The organism is Microvirga sp. Mcv34, from assembly GCF_024519725.1.
Taxonomy (GTDB): Bacteria; Pseudomonadota; Alphaproteobacteria; order Rhizobiales; family Beijerinckiaceae; genus Microvirga.
In genome coordinates this window covers 38,619-59,659 of sequence record NZ_JALJRK010000026.1, presented here as the reverse complement: position 1 = coordinate 59,659, position 21,041 = coordinate 38,619, and the positions used below count along the sequence as shown (strand labels likewise).

At 62.5% G+C, this 21,041-nt stretch carries 19 protein-coding genes; 9 read left to right on the top strand and 10 right to left on the bottom strand.

The genetic code is table 11. The features are described from left to right. Positions 1–19 precede the first annotated feature (19 nt). Complete coding sequence (ltrA, locus tag OC446_RS15300; RefSeq protein ID WP_262029892.1) at positions 20–1,279, top strand: group II intron reverse transcriptase/maturase; 1,260 nt, start codon at positions 20–22, stop codon at positions 1,277–1,279. Between the two features lie 123 nt (positions 1,280–1,402). On the opposite strand, the gene OC446_RS15295 is transcribed toward ltrA, so the two are convergent. The 4 genes from OC446_RS15295 to OC446_RS15280 form a co-directional block, all read right to left on the bottom strand. Then, on the bottom strand, positions 1,403–1,795 hold the full coding sequence (locus OC446_RS15295) for a hypothetical protein (protein WP_262029891.1): 393 nt from the start codon (positions 1,793–1,795) through the stop codon (positions 1,403–1,405). A 112-nt stretch (positions 1,796–1,907) separates the two neighbouring features. After that, positions 1,908–2,831 (bottom strand): sensor domain-containing diguanylate cyclase, encoded by a 924-nt coding sequence (locus tag OC446_RS15290; RefSeq protein ID WP_262029890.1) that lies wholly within the window; start codon positions 2,829–2,831, stop codon positions 1,908–1,910. A 430-nt stretch (positions 2,832–3,261) separates the two neighbouring features. Beyond that, the gene (locus tag OC446_RS15285; RefSeq protein ID WP_262029889.1) at positions 3,262–3,594 is read right to left on the bottom strand and encodes a hypothetical protein; all 333 of its coding nucleotides are present in this window, start codon (positions 3,592–3,594) and stop codon (positions 3,262–3,264) included. Positions 3,595–3,749: 155 nt separating this feature from the next. Further along, complete coding sequence (locus tag OC446_RS15280; RefSeq protein WP_262029888.1) at positions 3,750–4,682, bottom strand: LysR substrate-binding domain-containing protein; 933 nt, start codon at positions 4,680–4,682, stop codon at positions 3,750–3,752. A gap of 73 nt (positions 4,683–4,755) precedes the next feature. Between OC446_RS15280 and metC the strand changes: the two genes are divergently transcribed. The 5 genes from metC (at position 4,756) to OC446_RS15255 (ending at position 10,315) form a co-directional block, all read left to right on the top strand. Beyond that, the gene (gene metC, locus OC446_RS15275; RefSeq protein WP_262029887.1) at positions 4,756–5,961 is read left to right on the top strand and encodes a cystathionine beta-lyase; all 1,206 of its coding nucleotides are present in this window, start codon (positions 4,756–4,758) and stop codon (positions 5,959–5,961) included. Between the two features lie 234 nt (positions 5,962–6,195). Further along, positions 6,196–7,182 carry an amino acid ABC transporter substrate-binding protein gene (locus tag OC446_RS15270; RefSeq protein WP_377029615.1) on the top strand — a complete coding sequence of 329 codons (987 nt, stop codon included), beginning with the start codon at positions 6,196–6,198 and terminating at the stop codon, positions 7,180–7,182. A 67-nt stretch (positions 7,183–7,249) separates the two neighbouring features. Beyond that, positions 7,250–8,458: an amino acid ABC transporter permease gene (locus OC446_RS15265; protein ID WP_262029885.1), complete on the top strand. Its 1,209-nt coding sequence runs from the start codon at positions 7,250–7,252 to the stop codon at positions 8,456–8,458. A gap of 232 nt (positions 8,459–8,690) precedes the next feature. Beyond that, on the top strand, positions 8,691–9,560 hold the full coding sequence (locus tag OC446_RS15260) for an amino acid ABC transporter permease (protein ID WP_262029884.1): 870 nt from the start codon (positions 8,691–8,693) through the stop codon (positions 9,558–9,560). 11 nt (positions 9,561–9,571) lie between these two features. Further along, positions 9,572–10,315, top strand: coding sequence for an amino acid ABC transporter ATP-binding protein (locus OC446_RS15255; RefSeq protein WP_262029883.1), 744 nt, complete (start codon positions 9,572–9,574; stop codon positions 10,313–10,315). 238 nt (positions 10,316–10,553) lie between these two features. On the opposite strand, the gene OC446_RS15250 is transcribed toward OC446_RS15255, so the two are convergent. The 6 genes from OC446_RS15250 to OC446_RS15225 form a co-directional block, all read right to left on the bottom strand. Next, positions 10,554–11,150, bottom strand: coding sequence for a hypothetical protein (locus tag OC446_RS15250; RefSeq protein ID WP_262029882.1), 597 nt, complete (start codon positions 11,148–11,150; stop codon positions 10,554–10,556). 339 nt (positions 11,151–11,489) lie between these two features. Continuing rightward, on the bottom strand, positions 11,490–12,812 hold the full coding sequence (locus OC446_RS15245; protein ID WP_262029881.1) for an MFS transporter: 1,323 nt from the start codon (positions 12,810–12,812) through the stop codon (positions 11,490–11,492). Between the two features lie 224 nt (positions 12,813–13,036). Then, positions 13,037–14,020: a 2-hydroxyacid dehydrogenase gene (locus OC446_RS15240; RefSeq protein WP_262029880.1), complete on the bottom strand. Its 984-nt coding sequence runs from the start codon at positions 14,018–14,020 to the stop codon at positions 13,037–13,039. 32 nt (positions 14,021–14,052) lie between these two features. Next, positions 14,053–15,219: an NAD(P)/FAD-dependent oxidoreductase gene (locus tag OC446_RS15235; protein ID WP_262029879.1), complete on the bottom strand. Its 1,167-nt coding sequence runs from the start codon at positions 15,217–15,219 to the stop codon at positions 14,053–14,055. After that, a complete protein-coding gene (locus OC446_RS15230) occupies positions 15,216–16,589 on the bottom strand; it encodes an NAD(P)/FAD-dependent oxidoreductase (RefSeq protein ID WP_262029878.1) in 1,374 nt (457 codons plus the stop codon). The genes OC446_RS15235 and OC446_RS15230 overlap by 4 nt, the downstream gene beginning before the upstream one ends. Next, positions 16,571–16,882 carry a (2Fe-2S)-binding protein gene (locus OC446_RS15225; RefSeq protein WP_262029877.1) on the bottom strand — a complete coding sequence of 104 codons (312 nt, stop codon included), beginning with the start codon at positions 16,880–16,882 and terminating at the stop codon, positions 16,571–16,573. Before OC446_RS15225 ends, OC446_RS15230 begins: the two co-directional genes overlap by 19 nt. Before the next feature lie 321 nt (positions 16,883–17,203). Here OC446_RS15225 and OC446_RS15220 point away from each other — a divergent pair, with 321 nt between their 5' ends. The 3 genes from OC446_RS15220 (at position 17,204) to OC446_RS15210 (ending at position 20,779) form a co-directional block, all read left to right on the top strand. Further along, a complete protein-coding gene (locus OC446_RS15220; protein WP_262029876.1) occupies positions 17,204–18,307 on the top strand; it encodes an NAD(P)/FAD-dependent oxidoreductase in 1,104 nt (367 codons plus the stop codon). Between the two features lie 22 nt (positions 18,308–18,329). Then, complete coding sequence (locus tag OC446_RS15215; RefSeq protein WP_262029875.1) at positions 18,330–19,808, top strand: aldehyde dehydrogenase family protein; 1,479 nt, start codon at positions 18,330–18,332, stop codon at positions 19,806–19,808. Between the two features lie 302 nt (positions 19,809–20,110). Beyond that, on the top strand, positions 20,111–20,779 hold the full coding sequence (locus OC446_RS15210) for a haloacid dehalogenase type II (RefSeq protein WP_262029874.1): 669 nt from the start codon (positions 20,111–20,113) through the stop codon (positions 20,777–20,779). Positions 20,780–21,041 lie beyond the last annotated feature (262 nt).

Below are 21,041 nucleotides of genomic sequence, written 5' to 3'. Positions count from 1 at the left end.
CGGTAACGGGAGGAGCTCTGTGGCCACGGCAAAGCCGTTTTCCATTCCGAAGCGGGAAGTCTGGGATGCCTTCCAGAAGGTGAAGGCCAACCAGGGAGCGGCTGGCGTAGACGGACAGTCGATTGCGGAGTTCGAGGCTGATCTTGCGAACAACCTCTACCGGCTCTGGAATCGCATGTCCTCAGGGAGCTACTTTCCTCCTCCGGTCAGACGGGTAGACCTTCCCAAGGGCGATGGACGGACCCGGCCGTTGGGCATTCCCACGGTCGGCGACAGGATCGCTCAGGAGGTGGTCAAACGGTATCTGGAGCCGATCCTGGAGCCTGTCTTCCATGATGACTGCTACGGATATCGCCCCGGCCGATCGGCGATCGATGCACTCCGGCTGACCCGTCAGCGCTGCTGGCGGTTCGACTGGGTGCTCGATATCGACGTCCAGAGCTACTTCGACAGCATCGACTGGGAGTTGCTGCTCAAGGCAGTTCGTCATCATACGGACTGTCCGTGGGTGCTGCTCTATATCGAGCGCTGGCTGAAGGCTCCGGTCCAGATGCAGGACGGTAGCATCGTCCCACGCACGGCAGGCACGCCTCAGGGCGGGGTGGTCAGCCCCATCCTGGCGAACCTATTCCTGCACTATGTGTTCGACGTCTGGATGGCGCGGAGCTTTCCCGCCATTCTGTTCGAGCGCTACGCGGACGACATCATCTGCCACTGCCGCAGCGAAGAGGAGGCTCGTGCGCTATGGAGTGCCTTGGAGGTCCGCTTTCGGACCTGCGGGCTGGTTCTTCATCCGGCCAAGACGAAGATCGTCTATTGCAAGGACACGAACCGGCGCGGCGACTATCCGGTCCAGTCGTTTGACTTCCTCGGCTATAGCTTTCGGCCGAGAAAGGCAGTCTGGCGTGGTGGTCGTTACGGCACGTCCTTCCTGCCGGCGGCAAGCCCGAAGGCGCTGAAGGCAATCCGGCAGACGGTCCGAGGGTGGGCGTTCCATCACCGGACCGACAAATCCCTGGCGGATCTGGCACGGATGTTCCGACCGTACATCCAGGGCTGGATCAACTACTACAGTCACTTCTACAAGTCGGAGCTGACCTCGACTTTGCATCGCATCGATGCCTTCCTGATCCGCTGGGCGCGCAACAAGTTCAAGCGGTTGCGCCGGCGACCCAAGGGCGCAAGAGACTGGCTGGTACGGGTAATCCGCGCCAACCCGACTCTGTTTGCACACTGGCGCTTTCTGCATGGAAACGGCCGAACATCGGGAGCCGTATGACGCGAGAGTGTCACGTACGGTTCTGGGAGCGCGTGGGGGTGAGATTCCCCCGCGCGACTCGCCAAACGGTCGAGTTCAGCTGGTCGTGCGATGACGATCACTGAGTTCCCTTTGCCACGATGGTCAGCGGTTTCGGTTCTGTCGGATCAGGATGACGGCGGCACCGACCAGCAATGCCAGGAAGATGACGATCCCGACTGTTTCGAGGAGGTTCCCGACCCTTGCGGTTCCCGGAGGCAGCGCTTCCGTGGTGCCTTCCCCGATCCCGGGGGTGGCAGGAGGTCGACCAAAGGCCAGCGGTTCCATCACGGCATCCCTCCCTATCCTGCACTGCTGGTCGTCACCCGCGTGAAGCCGATGCCCTGCCCATACTCTCGGCCTCGCGACCATGGTGGCATCCTGTCCCTTCTTGCCGAGCAGCACGAAGTTGGGGTTCCCAACGGCAAAGACTGCGTGGTGTTCCCGGCTGTCGAGCGTCTCTCGTGGCCCCCTCCTGTGGTACGTCTTCGATTTCACGCTGTTTGACCTCGGGGTGCTCCAAGGTGTCTCGGCGACACGTGACCTGCTCGGCTGCGTCTGGCGGACGCGAGTATGATAGTCACCGGACCAGCGGCGTCTTAGGGACTAGCTATCCGACCCTCGTGCAGTTCCGCCCCGCTTCCTTGGCGGCGTATAGAGCTCGGTCCACCCGACGGAGGATGGAACTCCGGTCGTCGTCCGGCAGGGCCTCGGCGACTCCAGCGCTGAAGGTGTAGGGCAGGTCGGTCCCATCCTCGAGGAGCCTGGCTGGAGGGACGCCGTCCCTGATCCGGCCAATCATGCCAGAGGCGTCGCGGGCTCCCGCTCCGGGAAGTAGCAGCAGGAACTCCTCGCCTCCCATGCGGCCCAGAACGTCTTGCGCCCGCACCCTCTCGCGGCAGGTATCTGAGAAATGCCGGAGTACAGAATCGCCAGCCTCATGTCCGTGGGGATCGTTGATGTCCTTGAACCAGTCGATGTCAATCATCGCGATGCAGAGACTGGAACCCGTGGCCTCGTGCTCGACCAGTACGCCATCGAGCAGCTCCAGGATGTGGCGGCGGTTCGGCAAGCTCGTGAGCAGATCAGTCCGTGAGGCTTGAAGCGCGATATCGCGGGCCTGCCGAAGGGACTTCTCGTGGTTCTTCAAAGTTGTGATGTCAGCACCAACAGACAGCACCCAGCCGTTCGGGAGCACCGTGTGGTCCATCCAGAACCAGCGACCATCTACCAGATCAGTCTCGAAAGACTTGCGGGGCACGCTCCGCCGCCGAGGCAGGGTTCTGGCGATGAAGCCCTCGACATCATTGTCATCGATCCGCACGCCAAGCCCGTTCCTATGGGCATGGCGAACGATGCCGGTGAAGGTGAAGGGGCCATCGTAGTCGCCCAGGAACATGCCGTGATAGGTCTTGTTGGCGTACCGGAGATTGTCCTCGGCATCGAAGATAGAAACTGCCTGCCCGCTTTCAGTGAGGGCCTCCACGAGGGATCGGAGTGCCTCGTCATCAAGATGTGAAACGAACTCGGTCATCGGTACGGACTCAGGATCGAGAGAAGGCACTGGGCGAAAGGGCTGCCAAACCTTGAACGATCACTCCTCACGGGACGAACTGCCTGCCCGGCTTTGGTCAGGCATACAGCCGATGTCAGGTCCATCCAACGTCTGACCGACGCAGAAACGGGTCGTCCTCCCGGTGAGTTCCGGAATCGCCTCGTTCCGCTCAAGCGCAAGGCTTCATTCGGGAGACCTGCGGCATCACCGCCCTGCCCAGATGCGATCGGGCGCGTTCCATTAAGGTTTGAGTTCATGGCCCCATTTGATTTTCTTCTTTCTTGAAAAACTTAGAGCATCTTGGAAGTTGAAACGCCAGTTCGGGAAACCCCTAGCCCGAGAGTGATCCTGCCGACGGTAAGTGGCTATGCTTGGCTGTACGTTTCCCACTCCCTGAGGAGCACTCTGATCACCCCCCAAGCCTGGAGCCGTTCCGGGCCAAGGAGGATCGATGTTTGCCCCTATGACCAAAGCTCCTCGATGCCGAGGCGACGAGCATCGCCCTCGTGAGCCCTTCCAGAAGGCGTGAAAGCCGCTCGATCGAAGCCCCATGACTGGTCACCGTGGCTACGAGCCAGATGCGGGCCACGATGACCGCGACTGCCGCGAGGGTCAGGCCAGCCCCGAGGAACATCGAAAGTGCGAACGTGAGGCCTGCCGCCGGCACCCCGCAGGCCAGGGTGAGAACCATGGCGAATAACGTGAGCAGGCACGGGATGAGCTCGGCGATGACGCCGACCATCAGGTCCACCCGATGCCGATGGGTTTGCCCCCGGAAGGCCCGAACGAGAAACTACAGCGCAAGGCCCTGCTGTTATCGGTGCGGAGTCATAAACAGATTTGATAACGCAGAGGGAATGTACCGTCTCCTAACGGAGAGGATAGATCGATGTCTTGTTACACTCCAGGCCTTCCCAGCAGCTTTTCCCGATATCGGTTCATTTCGACAATCAGTTCGTCGACGAGCCGCGAGCGCACGCGCTGTGGCGGCAGGATCATAATTGTCTTGAACCAGACCGGGGGCTCGAAGGGACGCGCCACCAAACCTCTCTGCGCGTAACCTTCCGAGAGAAACGTGACGGGATTAGCCAAGCCAACGCCGACTCCCTCCAGCGCGAACTGGCAAACGGTCGCTGAGAACGGAGTTTCGATCAGAATTCGCGGACTTACGCCCGCTTCAGCGAGCACCCGGTCAAACGCCTTACGGGCAGTATCCTCAGGCGCTAGGGCCACAAATGCAGCTCCATCAAGGTCTTTGGGGTCAATGGTGTTTCGCCTGCTGAGAGGGTGGTCCTGCCGCATCACACACACGCCACGACTGCTGACAAAGGGCTCAGCGACAAGGTTGGACCTGTCAATCTCATCTGCGCACAGCCCGATGTCGTACGCACCACTGACGATGAGACTGCGGACGGTGGCCGACGAGGCAATCTCGAACTTGATCACCACGTTAGGATGCCGCTGGAGAAATCCTTCGATTACCTTTGGCAGAAAGGTCAAGCCGAGAGCCGCAGAGCTCGCAATCTTGAGGGAGCCGCTTCCCACGTCCCGGATCCTGACGACGGCCTGCTTGAGCCGATCCAGGCCAACATGGATATCGAGGATTTCCTGGTAAAGGAGCTTGGCTTCGGGAGTCGGAGTCAGCTTGGGGCCGGAGCGCTCGAACAGTTTCAGCCTCGTCGTGTCCTCAAGCCGCCGCATCGCCCGACTCACAGCAGGCTGAGAAATCCCCAGGAGGGCAGCTGCCTTGGTGGTCGAGCCCGTCTTAATCACGGCACTGAAGGTTTCGATCAGGGTAAGGTTCATCCAGGGAGTATAACCGAAACGCATACAAACTGCATCTCTATGCAGTAGCGTATTGCGGGCTGCTCCGAGTATCCTGCCGGAAATGAAGGGCTGCTCCATGGACGACCAGACGAAGTGTGTTCACCTGACCGGAGATTGGGAGCGTGAGTTCCACAGTCTCGTGCCCCCCGTCCATCGCGGCTCCACGGTGGTGTTTCCCACCGTCGATGCTTATCAGCGCCGACGGGAAAGCTTCTACGACGGCTATTCCTATGGGCTGTACGGCACCCCCACCTCGCGGGCGCTTGAGGCTCAGATCGCCGCCCTGGACAGCGGGAGCAGAGCTCTTGTCGTTCCCTCGGGTCTGGCTGCCATTGCCTTGACGACCCTCTCCTGTACCCGTTCCGGCGATCGCGTTCTTCTGCCAGACAATATTTACGATCCCGTCCGGACGTTCGCTCAGACCTTCCTGGAGCCCTTCGGCGTCGAGGTGGCCTATTATGATCCGCTGATTGGCCGCGGGATTGTCGACCTCGTTGAGGACAACGTTCGGCTTATCTGGGTCGAGTCCCCTGGCTCCGTCACGATGGAGGTCCAGGATGTCCCGGGCATCGTGGAAGCGGCACATGCACGTGGCATCATGGTCGCAGCGGACAACACTTGGGCAACGCCGCTGCGCTTCAAGCCTCTCGCCTATGGGGTCGACTTCTCGGTCACAGCCATCTCAAAGTACTTCGCTGGGCATTCTGATGTCCTCATGGGTGCCATTTCCGTCCGGGATGAAGGCCTTTACCGCCGCCTTCGGGATGTCTCGCGGGTCTTGGGCTATGGGGTGTCTCCCGAGGATTGTTCTCTCGTCCTGCGTGGGATCGAGACGTTGTCCGTACGTCTCGACCGTGCCGAAACGTCTGCCCTCATTCTCGCCCGTTGGCTGGAACAGCAGCCAGAGGTTTTGGAAGTCCTCCATCCGGCGTTCGCCAGCCACCCCGGTCACGAGCATTGGCGTCGGGATTTCAGCGGATCATCGGGTCTCTTCTCTGTCATCCTGCGCCCTACGGCCCGCCCACGTCTGGCCTCCGTGATTGAGGCTCTTGAGTTCTTCTCAATCGGTGCGAGTTGGGGTGGCACCAAGAGCATTGTGGCCGTCATCGATCCAGCACCACTGCGCACGGTGGCGGCGCCGGACGACCGCGGACCTATCGTCCGTTTCAGCCTCGGGTTGGAGAGCATCGATGATCTGAAGCGCGATCTCGAGAACGCTTTTCGTCTGTTCGCGGCGGACAAGCCTCACGAGGTTTTGCCGCCGCTGCGCCACAGAGCCTGACTCACAAGGAAAACGGCGAATGGGTTGCACCAGAACTGGAGGATCAACAGCTTGGAGTAGCAAGGAGGGCGCAACGGTCCGCTCTCGGCTCCAGTCGGTCACGTATTACAATCGTTGGGCTGTGCCGGGCCTCCGCAGCCCAAATCGAAGCAGAATGAAGGCCACAAGAACCAGAGACGGAACAGGACAATGCGAGTTGGATCAACAATCATAGCGGCGCTTGTCGGCGCAGCGATGTCCACAGCATCGGCGTCTGCCGCTGAGGACGATACCCTAAAGGCCATCAAACAGCGTGGGGAGGTCACCTGCGGCGTGAGTACCGGCGCCACCGTCGGCATGAGCACCCTCGACGATAAAGGCAATTGGGCAGGGCTGGAGGTCGATTTCTGCCGTGCATTGGCTGCGGCAATTCTTGAGAGCCCGGAGAAGGTCAAATTCGTTCCCCTTGAGTTCAAGAACGCCTTTGCCGCCCTCACCTCAAGCAGCGTCGATCTTCTCGCCCGATCAGCGACGTGGACCTACTCTCGGGACGCAGAGATGAAACTCGAGTGGCCTGTCGTCTACATCTATGACGGGCAAGGTTTCCTCGTGCGCAAGGCGCTGGGCGTCAAAAGTGCGAAAGAGCTCGACGGCGCTTCGATCTGCGTCTCCGGCGGGACGACAACCGAGCTCAACCTCGCGGACTACTTCCGAACCAACAACCTGAAGTACACGCCGATCGTGGCGAACAGCCGTGAACAGAACTTGGCCAACCTGGAAGCTGGTCGCTGCGATGCCTACTCGAACGAGCGCGGAGGCCTCGCGGCCAACCGGGCGGCTCTCCCCAAGGCAGACGAATACGTCGTTCTGCCAGACGTCATCTCGAAGGAGCCTCTGGGTCCTGTCGTGCGCCAAGACGACCCGAGATTCCGGGATATCGTCGCTTGGACATTCTATGCCTGGGTTCTCGCGGAGGAGTTCGGCATCACAAAGGCCAACGTGGCCGATGAGGCCGCCAACTCCAAAAATCCCGAAGTCCAGCGTCTCCTCGGCAAGACAGGGGACTTCGGGGCGAAGCTCGGATTAGCAAATGATTGGGCCGCACGTGTGATCGCCACCACAGGCAATTATCGCGAGATCTACGAGCGCAACCTTGGCACGGGCAGCAAGGTCAACCTGACCCGCGGCCAGAACGAGCTGTGGAGCAAGGGCGGCCTCCTGTATGCTCCCCCAATGCGCTGAGGCGGTGCAAACTCAGCCCGAGCAGCCGGAGCCGGCTGCTCGGATCTCCGTCGAAAAGGGTGGACTGATGTCGGTTGCCGAAACCCTGGAATCCCGTGTGGAACCCTCCTCGGAGGGGCGCGCAGGTGGTCCGCGTATCCCCCCTCGCCTGCGCCGGAACCTTGGCTCGATCTTCTGGCAAGGATGCACACTCATCGCCGTCGTCGCTCTGCTGGCGTTCCTTGGACATAATATCGCGCTGAATCTGAAGGCCCGCGGCTTGGCTTCCGGATTCGACTTTCTCTCGAAGGAGGCCGGCTTTGCGATCGGGTTCTCCTTAATTCCCTTCACCGAAACGGATACCTACGGGCGTGCCTTCATTGTCGGCCTGTTGAACACGATCTTCGTTGCCTTTGTATCCATGATCCTGGCGACTGTGCTGGGAACTATCATCGGGGTGGCACGGGTGTCGAAGCATCCGCCGACGGCTGCCGCGGCTCTTGTCTACGTCGAAGGACTCCGCAACATCCCGTTGCTGCTGCAGGTCCTTTTTTGGCAGCAGCTTCTGATTAACGGGCTGCCCGGTGTGCGCCAGAGCCTCAGTTTCGGAGGATGGGTATTCCTCAACAACCGGGGTCTCGTCCTTCCCGATGTTTCGACCGGGGCACTTCCCGTGCCGCCATCGTTGATGGCAGCCATCATTGCTGCAACGCTCATTGCTCTCAGCATAATCGCGTTCCGGCGGGCTGAACCGTCACGTCGGCGGCAAGTCACCGTCTGGGGCATCGGGGCACTGCTCGCCCTCGAGGTCTTGCTGGCAACGCTGACTGTTGACTGGAGCCGCCCTGCCCTAACCGGCTTTAACTTCCGGAACGGCGTGGTTCTCGTCCCAGAGTTCGTCGCACTGGTCGTCGCACTGACGATTTATAACGCTGCATTCATCGCTGAGATCGTCCGTGCCGGCATCGAGTCGGTGAACAAAGGCCAGCGGGAGGCCGCCGCCGCACTTGGGCTCCCGCCGCGTCTGACGATGCGCCTGATCGTTCTGCCCCAAGCAATGCGTGTCGTCATCCCGCCACTCGCGAACCAATACTCGCACTTGCTCAAAGCATCCTCCCTCGCGACGGTGATCGGCTACCCAGACCTTGTGAACGTGTTCCTCGGCACGACACTGAACCAGACCGGGCGAGCCATTGAGATCGTCACGATGACCATGGCGGTGTACCTGGTTCTGAGCGCTCTCGTGGCTGGATTTACCTCGTGGTTCAACGCTAAAGTGGCTTTGGTGGAGCGGTAACATGGGGATCACGACGGACTCTTCCTCTAAGTCGGTTTCGCCTGGATCCGCCGTCTCGCCCCTGCTTCGGCGTTATTTCGGCACCCCGGGTCGAGGTCTATTGAGTGTCCTGCTCGCAACGGTTTGGGCGTGGGCAGCCTGGGCGCTCTTGAGATGGGCGATCCTCGATGCAACTTGGATCGCCGAGGACCGCTCCGGCTGTGCGCCCGGCGGAGCGTGCTGGGCCTTCGTGGTGGCACGGATCGACCAGTTCCTATTCGGCTTCTATCCACCGGACGAGCACTGGCGGCCGGCACTCATTCTCGTGCTTCCCGTTGTCCTGTTTGCGGTTGCTGTCTCTGATCGCTTCCAAAGCCAAAGGCAGATGATCGGTGCTGCCATCGTTCTCGTGCCCATCGCCAGCCTTGCCCTCCTTGTCGGTGGCGTTCCTGGCATGCCGCATGTGCCAGCAGACAAATGGGGCGGGCTGGCGCTGACAATCGTCATCGCGGAGACGAGCTTTGTCGCTTCGATGCCCTTTGCGGTCTTCCTTGCGCTGGCCAGGCGCTCCCAGATGCCTGTGATTAGCATGCTTGCCACCGGATTCATCGAGCTCTGGCGTGGGCTCCCGCTCGTGGCAATTCTCTTTATGGCCGTGATCTTGCTGCCGCTGGTTCTACCGCCAGGGTTTCAGATCGGCCGGGTTGAGATGGCGATTACGGCTCTGACGATCTACTCCGCCGCCTATCTGGCAGAGGTGGTGCGGGGAGGACTCCAAGCAGTTCCGGTGGGGCAGTTGAGGGCGGCAAGCGCACTCGGGTTCGGATATTGGCGGACGCTGGCGTACATCACGCTGCCGCAGGCCCTCGGCAAGGTTTTGCCGGGCATTGTCAACTCTGCCATCGCGCTGGTCAAAGACACGAGCTACGTCATGATTGTCGGACTGTTCGACTTCATCAATATCGTGACCGCAGCGTTGTCGGATCCGAAATGGCTCGGATCGCCGACTGAGGCATACCTGTTCGTGGCTGCGGTGTATTGGCTTGTCTGCTTCGGCCTTTCGCGCTGGGGCCGGAGCATCGAAATCAGGAGCGCTAGGGCGCGTGGGGTCGTCAGATCCTGAGGAGAACCGACATGTCTGGCTCGGCCTTGGTTCACGTCAGCGATGTATGCAAACGCTACCGCTCGCAGGAAGTGCTCACTGGCGTCAGCTTCCAGGTTGCACGTGGCGAGTGCGTCGTCCTGTGCGGGCCGTCCGGGTCCGGCAAATCGACGCTGCTCCGCTGCATCAACGGTCTTGAGGATTGGAATTCCGGCGAAGTGACCGTTGACGGTGTTGATATCGCAGCAAACGCACACCGCCGGGGGCACATCGGCCAGTTGGTCGGCATGGTGTTCCAGGATTTTAACCTGTTCCCTCACCTGACGGTCCTCGACAACGTCGCGCTTGGACCCCGCGTTCTCCTGAAAGAGCCGAGCACGAAGGCTTCCGCCATCGGACATGAACTGCTCGAGCGCGTCGGACTCTCCGGACATACACACAAATATCCCTACGAGCTGTCAGGAGGACAGCAGCAGAGAGTGGCGATTGCGCGCGCTCTTGCGATGAGGCCGAAGGTCATGCTCTTCGATGAGCCAACGTCCGCGCTCGACCCGGAGATGGTCAAGGAAGTGCTTGACGTGATGCGCGAACTTGCCGCCTCAGGCATGACGATGATCTGTGTAACCCATGAAATGGGGTTCGCGCGCAACGTCGCCGATCGGGTTGTCTTTCTGACGGACGGCTGTGTCTGTGAAACCGGGCAGCCCGGCGATTTCTTCTCCTGTCCGACAACGCCGCAGGCCGTCAAATTCTTGAGTCATGTGCTGGCACGTTAGCCGTGCGCGAGATCCCGCGTTCCTACCTTCACCCGCGACAGCGCCGCATCCTGCACGCCCGAGCTTCTCGAGTCCCCCGGAGTTCCGCACGCATGCCGCTCTCGCGGCTGCGGGGACCGAACGGGCAGGTCCGCATCCAAATGGGCCTGGCACCTGCGGAGTTGGGCAGGTGCCCGAAGACGGCTACCGCTAGCTAGATCTGCCTGTGGTGCCGGAGGGTGAACCGATCCTGTCCTGCTTACATCGGCGGTTTAACGCCATCCTTCTCCAGGGTTGCGCGGATTGCCGATACAGAACCATCGGCATGTCGGCGGCCGAAGATGAAAATCGCTGCGCCGGGCTTCACGAGGCTCATGTCGCCGGGCACGAAGGCAACGACCGAAACGTCAGGCGGAACGGTGATGTCCGCCTCCTGGCCCATGAAGGTCACCTTCAACACCTGCCCCTGCGGGGCGGCAGCCACCCGGGCAACGGTGGCATTGGTCATCACGCTGTCGGGGATCAAGTCCCAAGCGAACTGCCCTTCGTTGGCGCTTGGCGGCAAGAAGTGGACCTCAAGCGCCTGCAGTTTGCCGTCCGGTCCTCGCACCGAAGTCGAGGCGGTGTAGTCGCCGGCCTTGATGTCGGAGAGGCTGCGCTTCACCACGCCGCTGACTGCAAAATCCGTTACCATGGTGACTGGGACGCTTTGCCCTGAGCGGGTCCGGACGATCAAGGCAGGCCTGTCGAGCCGCTCGACGGTCCCGCGGATGCGCGTGGGGGATCCGTCGGGTGCCTGGGCGAGCGCCGGGAGAATGACAAGAACGCTGAGCAGTCCCGTCAAGGATGATCGCATGGATGCCTCCGCAGGCTCGAAGTCATGGCCTGATGCCGTGGTGCCGGATCCCTTATCGAGCGCCGAACAGGCTCCCCCGTCAACGTTGCCAGAGGCGTGAGAGACGGCCTGCACGCATTCGTGATCGTACTGCGGCGCGCTCGCTGACCCCTCATGCCGCCTTCTGGCCCAATGGACCACAAACAAACGTACGCCCACGGACCATCGCACTGAAGCAGCGTGAATTGGGAGCCGAGCGAGCCCCTGTCCTTTCGTCGAATGCGGACGTTACCTTCGGTTGTGTTGGACCTGCCAGATACGCTGGGTCGCGTTGATCTCCGGCCCATAGCCGGACGTAGGTCACCGGTTGGCTGGCCAGCGCTCGTGGAGCTCGTCCAGCACGAACGCATGGGCATGCCGGACTGTTCGTCCCTGTGTGCGCCCATCGTGCAGGTGTTGGTGGTCTGGTGCGAGGTTGTCATGAACATGTGACAGGACGTCCGGATCCTTCCTCGGCCAAAGCCGCAGGGCAGACACGGTTGCCACTAAGGCGAGGCCGCCGAGCAGCCAGAACGTGCTCGGCAGGCCGATTGCAGCTCCGAGCCAGCCAGCCAACGGATAATTGATCAACCAGCATACGTGCGTGAATGAGAACTGCGCCGCGAAAACAGTGGCGCGGTCAGCCTCGCCGGACGAACGGCGGATGAGACGTCCCGCCGGAGTCTGGATGAGGCCATAGCCCATGCCAAGGATCAGCATGACCGGAAGAATCAGAGCGAAGGTTTCGATGAAGCCTGCTGCAAGCATCCCCACGATGATGAAACTTGCCCCGATCAGCATGGCGGTCCGATCCTTGATAACTTCGAGCAGGCGCGGGACGCACAGTGCAGCCATCATGGACCCTGCGCCGTATGTGGCCAGGGCCAGGGCGGTCGCGGTTTGGGTCAGACCCATGTTCGCCTGAACAAGGACCACTGTGTTGACGATGATCATCGCACTGCCACAGGAGGCAACGAAGGAGAAGGCGAGCATCCCTCTCAGTCTTGGCGTCCCGATATAGATGCGCATTCCTGTAAGAGTTCTTTTGGCAATCTTGTCCTGGGTGAAGATCCGGCGCGATGGGAGGATCGTCACGGCAATGAATGCCGCCGACGCCAGGAAGCCAAGTACGGTGCCGGCGAAGAGCTCGTGAAAGTTGAAGAAGGTGAGCAGCAATGCTGCAATCACGGGGCTGGCGACGCTTTCCAAATCATAGGTCAGCTGTGTCAGCGAGAGCCCGCGTGTGTAGTCGCGCTCATCCGGCAGAACATCCGGAATGGTGGCTCGCATTGTCGGCGTGAAGCCGGCGGATGCCGCCTGGAGCATGAAGATCAGGCAGTAGATCTGCCAGACCTCCGTCACGAAGGGAAATGCGACCATGACGACCGCGCGAAGCAGGTCGAGTCCGACGAGAATGCTCTTGCGCGAGAAGCGCTCGGCCAAAGCCGCGGCCACAGGCGCGAGGCTGACACTGGCGATCATCTTGATGGCGAGCGCCGTTCCCAAAACAGACCCTGCTTGGGGGCCCGCGATATCGTATGCCATCAGGCTCAGCGCAACCGTGGCAAGACCCGTCCCGAGCACCGCCACGAGCTGCGCGATGAAGAGGGAGCGAAAGGTTCTGTTGGCGAGGATCGAGAACATGAGGGCGGGTGTTCCTCGGAATGGGTTTCATGCGCAGGGCGTGAGCGCTGGATGGTGGGCGCTGCCTGCAGTCTGACAGTTGATGAGCGGCTGCGGTCTCGCCTCAAGGTGCCCGGCATGTTCGACCGGCCGGCAATCCTGCCTCCGATTGCATGGGACCCTGCCGACACAGGTGAATGTCATGCTGAAGCAGGCGGTTCCGGTCATCGTCTCGATGGATCACCTCAGTAACCTCGCCGGCGATCAATCAAGCCCTCCATCGGGAGCCCCGAGCGATGCCGCTCGATGAGCCGGCAGACACGCTGGGCGGCTGCCTGGGGAAGGGTTGCGCTCGCGATGTGCGGGGTAACGATGACCCGTGGATGCCGTAGGAGGGGGTGGTCCGCTGCGGGAGGCTCACTCTGCAGGACGTCCAAAATGGCGCAATCGATCCGGCCGTCCGCGAGCGCGGCGATCAGGTCGTCCTCGGCAAGATGGCCGCCGCGGCCCACGTTGAGCAGCCTTGCCCCCATTGGGAGCTGCTCGAAGGTGGCGCTGCCAAGAATCCCCCGCGTCTCGTCCGTGAGCGGCAGCAAGCACACGAGGATGTCGCAGCCCGACAGGAAGGCCCCGAGCTGCTTGGGGCCGGAAAAGGTCTCCATCCCCTCGACGGCCTTCGGCGACGCGCTCCATCCCCTCAGCGGAAAGCCGAAGGACTTCAGAGACTCCGCCACCGCATGCCCTAGGACGCCGAGCCCCATGATCCCGACCCGGCGCTCCGCCGCCCGTTGCAGCGGACGGTACATCCAGCGGCCGGCCTGCTGGTCGGAGACGTAGTGCGGAACGTCCCTGTGCAGAGCCAAGACCCCGAAAGTCGCAAATTCGACCATGCCCCGCGTCAGATCCGCGTCGAGCATGCGCACGATCTTCACGTGCGGGGGGATCGCGTCCAGGTCGAGCTGGTCGATCCCCGCCCCGATACTGAAGAGAACCTTCAGGTTCGGCAGCGCGCCTTCAAGGTCCGGAGGCGGAACCCAGGCGATGAGGTATTCCACCTCCTCCCCTGCCCCGATCTCCGGCCACATGCGGAACGAGGCCTGGGGAAGCTCCGACCGGAACACCTCGCGCCAGACTGCGCCCATGACGGGATCGGACTTGTAGGCCACCCCGATGGATTGGGATTCGGCATCGTTCCTTAGAAAGGGCCGAGGCTCACCGATCCGCTGCATGTCGTCTCCGGCTATACCCGTGCTTTGGCTCATTATGCTGCTTTCTGCTGGGCGAAGCGCCCGATGCGGTAGGCATCGATCGGAAGGCTCGTGCGGCCCGTGTCGATGAGTTCGGCCATCACGTCGCCCACCGCCGGCCCGACCTGGAAGCCGGCACCGCAGAAGCCGAACGCGTAGAACAGCCCTGATACCTTCTCGCTCGGACCCATGATGGGCAGATCGTCCGGCAGATAGCTCTCGACGCCGCTCCAGACCCTGATGATCCGGACGGCGGCAATACCGGGGAGCAGCCGCCGCAGCTGCGGCATCTGGTTGAGGGTGTTCTCGGGGTCCACATAGGCCCGGCAGGCCTCGAGGTCGACCGGCCCGCGATTGCCGCCGCCGAATACGATGTTGCCGCGGGTGACCTGCCGCAAATAGACCGTTTCCAGGTCCAGGGGAGAGCTCACGCCCAGGACCGGCGCGATCCGGTAGGGAAGAGGCTCCGTCACCCCCATCTGCGGGCCGCGGGCCACGAGCGGCACGGGCTCGCCGAAGCGGGAGGACATGGCTCCGGCCCAGGCGCCGGAGGTCACCAGGATGGTCGGCGCGCGGAACGTGCCGCGGTCGCGCGTTTCCACATGGAAGTCCTCGCCGACTTTCCCGATGGACAGAACCTCGGCGTTCTCCTCGACGCTCGCTCCTTCGCGGCGAGCCGCGCGGCCGAAGGCGGGCGCGGTCAGGCGCGGATTGGCGTGGCCGTCGAGGGGGGCGTAGGATCCTGCAATCGCCTCGTGCCCGACATACGGAAAGCGGCTGCGCAGCGCGTTCGCGCTGAGAATCTCGAGCTCAAGGCCATAAGCCTTTGCGTCGTGCGCGTAGTTCTCAAGCCGGCCGGCCTGCTCCTGCGTGAAGCAGACGCGCAGATGCCCGCTCGGAACGAACTCGCAATCCTCCCCAATCAATTCGGGCAGCCTGCTCCAGATCTCGCGGGAGCGATGGGCCAACGGCAGCTGCGTGAGGTAGCGCCCCTGACGCCGGACGTTGCCGAAATTGGTGCCGCTGGCCTGCTGGCCTATCAGCCCGCGTTCCAGCAGGATTACAGAGCGCCCCCGCTTGCGCAGGAAAAAGGCCGCGGACGCGCCCATCAGGCCGCCACCAACGATGATGACGTCGGCGGCATTGTCGGCGCTCGCATTCTCCATCGATCGACCTCTCATGACGCGGCTCCCCGGACGGCCGACAACGGCAGCGGCTTCACCGGCGCTTGGCCCCTCAGGCGGCCGACAGCTTCGACGCGCTCGCCCCGCACATCCGCAAGGATCTCCGCCGCTGCCGAGCCGCAGTAGCGGCCCTGGCAACGGCCCATGCCGACGCGGCTGAGCGCCTTGGCGCGGTTCAGCTCAGGTGCTCCCTTGAGGGTGGCCGTGCTGCGCAGCTCACCTGCCGTGATTGCCTCGCACCGACAGACCAAAACATCGTCGGCCACGGCCCTCGCCAGCTCCGCCGGCCATGGGAAGGCCCTCGCCAAGCCGCGCCGGAACTGCTCCATGCGCTGCTGCTCCCGGCGGAGGACATCCATGCGGCGCACGGCGACCGGCAGGCCGAGATCCTGGAGGGCTGCGAGGGCGGCAAGCCGCCCCGATTTCTCGGCGGCGTCCGCCCCCAGCACCCGCGCTCCATCACCCGCCAAATAGATGCCTTTCACACTGGCGCGGCCATCGGAGTCAGTCTCGGGTCGCCACTGGGCCAGATCCTCGTCGAACACGAAGGCACAGCGCGCCAGATCGGCAAGCTGGGTCTCGCTGCGCAGATGAAAACCCATTCCCACCGCATCGCAGGCGACGCGGCGCTCCGCGCCGGAACGGGTACGGAAGCGCACGGCCTCCACCTGGTCCGTGCCCTCGATCTCAACGGGCGTGACGCCGTTGTGCACTGGCACTCCGCGAGCCAGGAGTTGTGCCCTGTAATAGAGTCCCTTCGCCAGAAGGCCCGGGCGGCTGGTCATGAGGCCCAGCGCATGGATCTGTCCCGACAAGGCAGAGGTGTCGAGCACGGCGGCCACGTCGGCTCCCGCCTTCGCGTATTGGTAGCTCACCAAGTACAGAAGCGGCCCGGTCCCCAGGAAGACCACTTGGCGTCCGATGGCGCAGGCCTGTGCCTTCAAAGCGATCTGGGCCGCGCCCATGCTGTAGCAGCCGGGCAGCGTCCATCCTTTGATGGGCAGGAGCCTGTCCGTCGCGCCCGTCGCGAGAACGAGGGCGTCGAAGGGGATCTTGTGGGCCACGCCGTCCCGCATGGTGTGCACGGCGCCGTCATAGATGTTCCAGGCCAAGGTCTCCGGGCGATAATCCACCTGTCCCACGAGCCGGTCGAAGGTATCGTGGATGGCCTTCGCGGTCTTCGCCTCGAAACCGTAGAGGGTTTCATAGGAACGGCGGAACTGTGCCGGCTGCCGGCGATAGATCTGCCCGCCGCTGGCGTTGCCTTCATCGATCACGATCGGCCGAAGGCCAGCCTCGACGAAGGTCTGCGCGGCACGGATGCCGGCAGGGCCGGCGCCGACGACGACTACGCGGAGATCGGCCATATATCCTCCGACGGGGGATTGGTGAGAACGCTCATGCCAGGGGCGACCGTGGCGGTGCAGGCGCGAATGCGTTGGCCGTCGGCTGTCCACATCCAGCAATCCTGGCACGCCCCCATCAGGCAGAAACCGGCCCTGGAGCCGTCACTGAACTCCGATTGCCGCAGGCGCTCGGCATGGGTGAGCACGGCGACCAAGAGGGTATCTCCTTCGAGCGCCGTATGGCGAACGCCATCGATCTCGATCTCGATGGGTCGCCGATCCTGCTCGGCAACCCGGACAAAGCGCGCGGGCATCGCATCTCCCATGACAACAATGCCGAAAGCTTACGGAAAGTCGGCCGAGATTCTTCGCCTCTGTCGCGGCTTAAGCGAGGCGATTATTGCGGAGATACCCGAACCGGCAGCAGTTTCTGCCGCAATGCGGTGTCACTCCTTACCCTTCGGCGGCCCCCTTCCCTATGGCTTTGCTCATCCTGCCCGCTCCGTGAAGCAGAATGCGCTGTTGCCGCCGTCCTCGCGAATATCTTTTGCCGAATGCTCCTGCCACCTCCGTAACATCTGCTCCGCGCCCGGGCTTACGCTTGAGGCTGCAACAACGAAGGGGCAGGTTCATCCATGGCGCGCATCGTCATCATTGGTGCAGGGATCGTTGGACTATCGGTGGCTCGGGCCGCCCTGAAGAAGGGCCATGAGGCCGTCGTCCTGGAGCAGGGGCCTGTCCCGAATCCTCAGGCCGCCTCCTTCGACCTGCATCGGATGATCCGGTACCAGTATGGGTCTGCCGAAGGCTACACCCGCATGGTCACGAGCGCGTTCGACGCGTGGGATCGGCTCTGGGACGATCTGGGTACCGACCACTTCGAGAATACCGGCAGCATCGCCATCTCCCTGGCGTCCAACGACTATGCGGAAAAATCCTTGAGGACGTTCCAAGCCATCGGCCTCGACCATGAGGTCTTGGACCGCGAGGGTGTGGAGCGCCTGTGCCCACACCTGACCCTGCCGGAGGGCGCTTGGGGCGTCGTCGCCGCGCGCGGCGGGCCCCTCTTCGCCAGCCGGATCGTCACCGACCTCGCGCAATGGGTGGTGGATCACGGAGCCGAGATCGAGGCGAACTGCAAGGTGGTCCGCGTAGACCCCGAGAACGGCATCGCCGAGCGGGCAGACGGTACGACGGTGGAGGGCGATCTCCTCGTCATCGCTGCGGGAGCCTGGCTTCCCGGCTTGCTGCCGGACCGCTACGGGGATAACGCGGTCTACCGCCAGGGACTCTGCTATGTGGAGCCGCCGGCCCGCTACAAGGAGTCGTGGCGCAACGCCCCCGCCATTGCTTCTTTGGGTGACCATACAGGCTACACCCTGCCCGATCGCCGCGGGGCCGGTCTGAAGATCGGCTACAGTGCCCACCGCAGGCTCGCGCGGCCGGAGCAGCACGGCTTCGACTCCGATCTGGAGGCTGAGAGCGCGGCAATCCTGGGAGCGTTCAAGCCCTATTTCAACGAACCGGACGGGTACCAGCCCACGCGGATCCAGGTGGGCTTCTACGTTCTTGACCCCTCGCGCCGCTTCAAGGTCGACCAACTCGGGCGAGGCCTCGTGGTGACGAACTGCGACGGCCAGATGTTCAAGTTCGGCCCGCTTCTAGGCGAGCGCATCGTCGGCATGTTCGAGGGGGCCGAATCCGCTGCTGACCTCTCCCGCTGGGCCGCCGGCCACTGAACTCCGCGCTAGGACAACCGCCATGCTCGATTTCGATCCGAACACCGTTTCCATCCCCAACGGTCACTTCATCGACGGGACGCTCGTCACCGATCACAGCGACACGCTTCCGGTCCGCCGGCCATCCGACAACTATATCTATGCGGACCTGCCGATCGCGACCCCAGAGACGGTGGACCGGGCGGTGTCGTCGGCGCAGCGCGCCTTCGAGACGTCGGACTGGGCTTCCGGCGCCCCTCGCAACCGGGCCCGCATCATGCGGCGTTGGGCCGACCTCATGGAAGTTAATAAGGAAGAACTGGGCAGGCTTGAGGCTTTGGGCTCCACACGGCCGATCAAGGACGTGCTCGCGGTCGACCTTCCCTACAGTGCGGATTGCGTCCGGTTCTTTGCCGAATGGGCGGACAAGCTCGGCGGCGACGTGGCGGCCACCCGCTCCGACCATCTGGGCCTCGTGATCGCCGAACCCTACGGCGTCGTCGCATGTATCGCGCCCTGGAACTTCCCCATCACGCAGGCCCTCACCAAGATCGGCCCGGCTCTTGCAGCGGGAAATGCGGTGGTCCTAAAGCCCTCCGAGATGACGCCGTTCTCCATGGTGCGTCTGGCGGAACTCGCCATCGAGGCAGGCATGCCACCGGGCATACTCAACGTTGTCCAGGGCACCGGCGCGGTGACGGGCGACGCCATGTGCCGTCACCCGGTGGTAGGCAAGATCTCTTTCACTGGCTCCACGCGCACGGGCGCTGCCATCATGGCGGCCAGCGCCGAGAGCGGCGTCAAACCCCTCACCCTGGAGCTGGGCGGCAAGAGCCCGCAGCTCGTCTTTGCCGACGTGCCCGATCTTGGCCGTGTGGGGCGCGCCATCTCCAACTCCATTCTCGGCAATGCGGGGCAGGTCTGCGTGGCGGGCTCACGGCTGATCGTGCAGCGCAGGGCGCAGGATCAACTCCTCGACCAGCTCATTTCCTTGGCGAAGGAAGTGCGTCCCGGGCCGACCTGGCGCGCCGACACCTCCTTCGCCCCCATCATCTCCACGCCTCAGCTCGACCGCATCCACGGCATTGTCCGGCGGACTGTGGCGGAGGGTGCCGAAGCCGTCATCGGCGGACGCCGGGTGGCGTCGATCCAGGATGGCGCCTTCTACGAGCCCACCATCCTCACAGGCGCTTCGTCCCATATGGAAGCGGTGCGTGAGGAGGTGTTCGGCCCCGTCCTGACGGTCCAAAGCTTCGACGACGAGGAGGAGGGTCTGGCTCTCGCCGACCACCCGGTATATGGCCTCGCGGCCGGAGTCTACACAGGCGATGTGAGCAAGGCTATGCGCGCGGTGCGGACCATCAAGGCCGGCACGGTCTGGGTGAACCGCTACGGACGCACTGCGGACTACATCATCCCGACCGGCGGCTACAAGAGTTCTGGTATCGGCAAGGACTTGGGCCGTCATGCGGTGGAGGCTAACATGCGCCTCAAGAGCGCCCTCATCGACTTCTCCGCGTAAGGTCATGAGCCGGAGGGCTATCCTATGTACCCGCCAACCTGTATCGCCGCATCGCGAACCATGCCAGCAATCCGTGCTGTCGAGGCCGCATCAATCGGCATGATCTTCCTTAGGACACGGCACAAAGCGCAACCGCCCCTTCGTGGACAGGCTTACGCTTCAGGAAGTGCCGGAGGGTGCACCGCCTCGGAGGCCATGGCGCGTATCACCCGCAACGGTTCGACGAAAGCAAGCTCAGACCGGCAAGCGCCACCCGACCTTATCCATTCCACGTCGCCAGCAACGAACAAGGGCTGATCCTCATGACCCAACTCAGGCCAAAATACATCACCTTCGACTGCTACGGCACGCTCATCTACTTCGAGATGGCCCCGGCGGCGCGGACGGTTTACGCAGACCGGGTGAGTGCGGACAGGATGGATGCTTTCACCCGCGATTTTTCAGCCTACCGGCTGGACGAAGTTCTCGGTGCATGGAAGCCGTATTCCGAAGTAGTGCGAAACTCGATTTCCCGGACGTGCAAGCTCTGGAATGTCGAATTCCGTGAGAGCGATGCCGAATTCATCTACAACTCGGTTCCTACCTGGGGCCCCCACCCAGACGTACCGGTGGCGCTCGCCCAAGTCGCCAAGCACTTCCCCCTTGTGATCCTCTCGAACGCCGACAACAGCCAGATCCACTCCAACGTCGAGAAGCTCGGGGCTCCCTTCCATGCGGTGTTCACGGCAGAGGATGCACAATCCTACAAGCCACGCATGCGTGGCTTCGAATACATGATGGATCAACTGGGCTGCGGCCCGGAAGACCTCCTGCATGTCTCGTCGAGCTTCCGGTACGACCTCATGACGGCACACGATCTGCACATCACGAACAAAGTTTGGGTGAACCGCGGACACGAGCCGCCGAACCCGTACTACGGCTACCACGAGATCAAGGACATCTCCGGATTACCAGGCTTGCTCGGTCTCTGAGAATAGCAGCCTGCGTAAAATCCAGGTTGAGTAAAGCTTTACCCATGCGAAGGGCGAGATTTATCTCGCCTTTTTCAGACGAACAATGATCAATACTTTATATCGTATTGATGACTTGCCAGAAGCTCCAATGTGCGCAGACATTCCACAAATGAAGCCGAATAAATGGGCAATTGTCGATTTTATGATTGTTGACAATCATACAACTGAGTACATTATGGCTGCATGGATGAAATCCGCAGCGCCTCGTTCCCTTGGACGA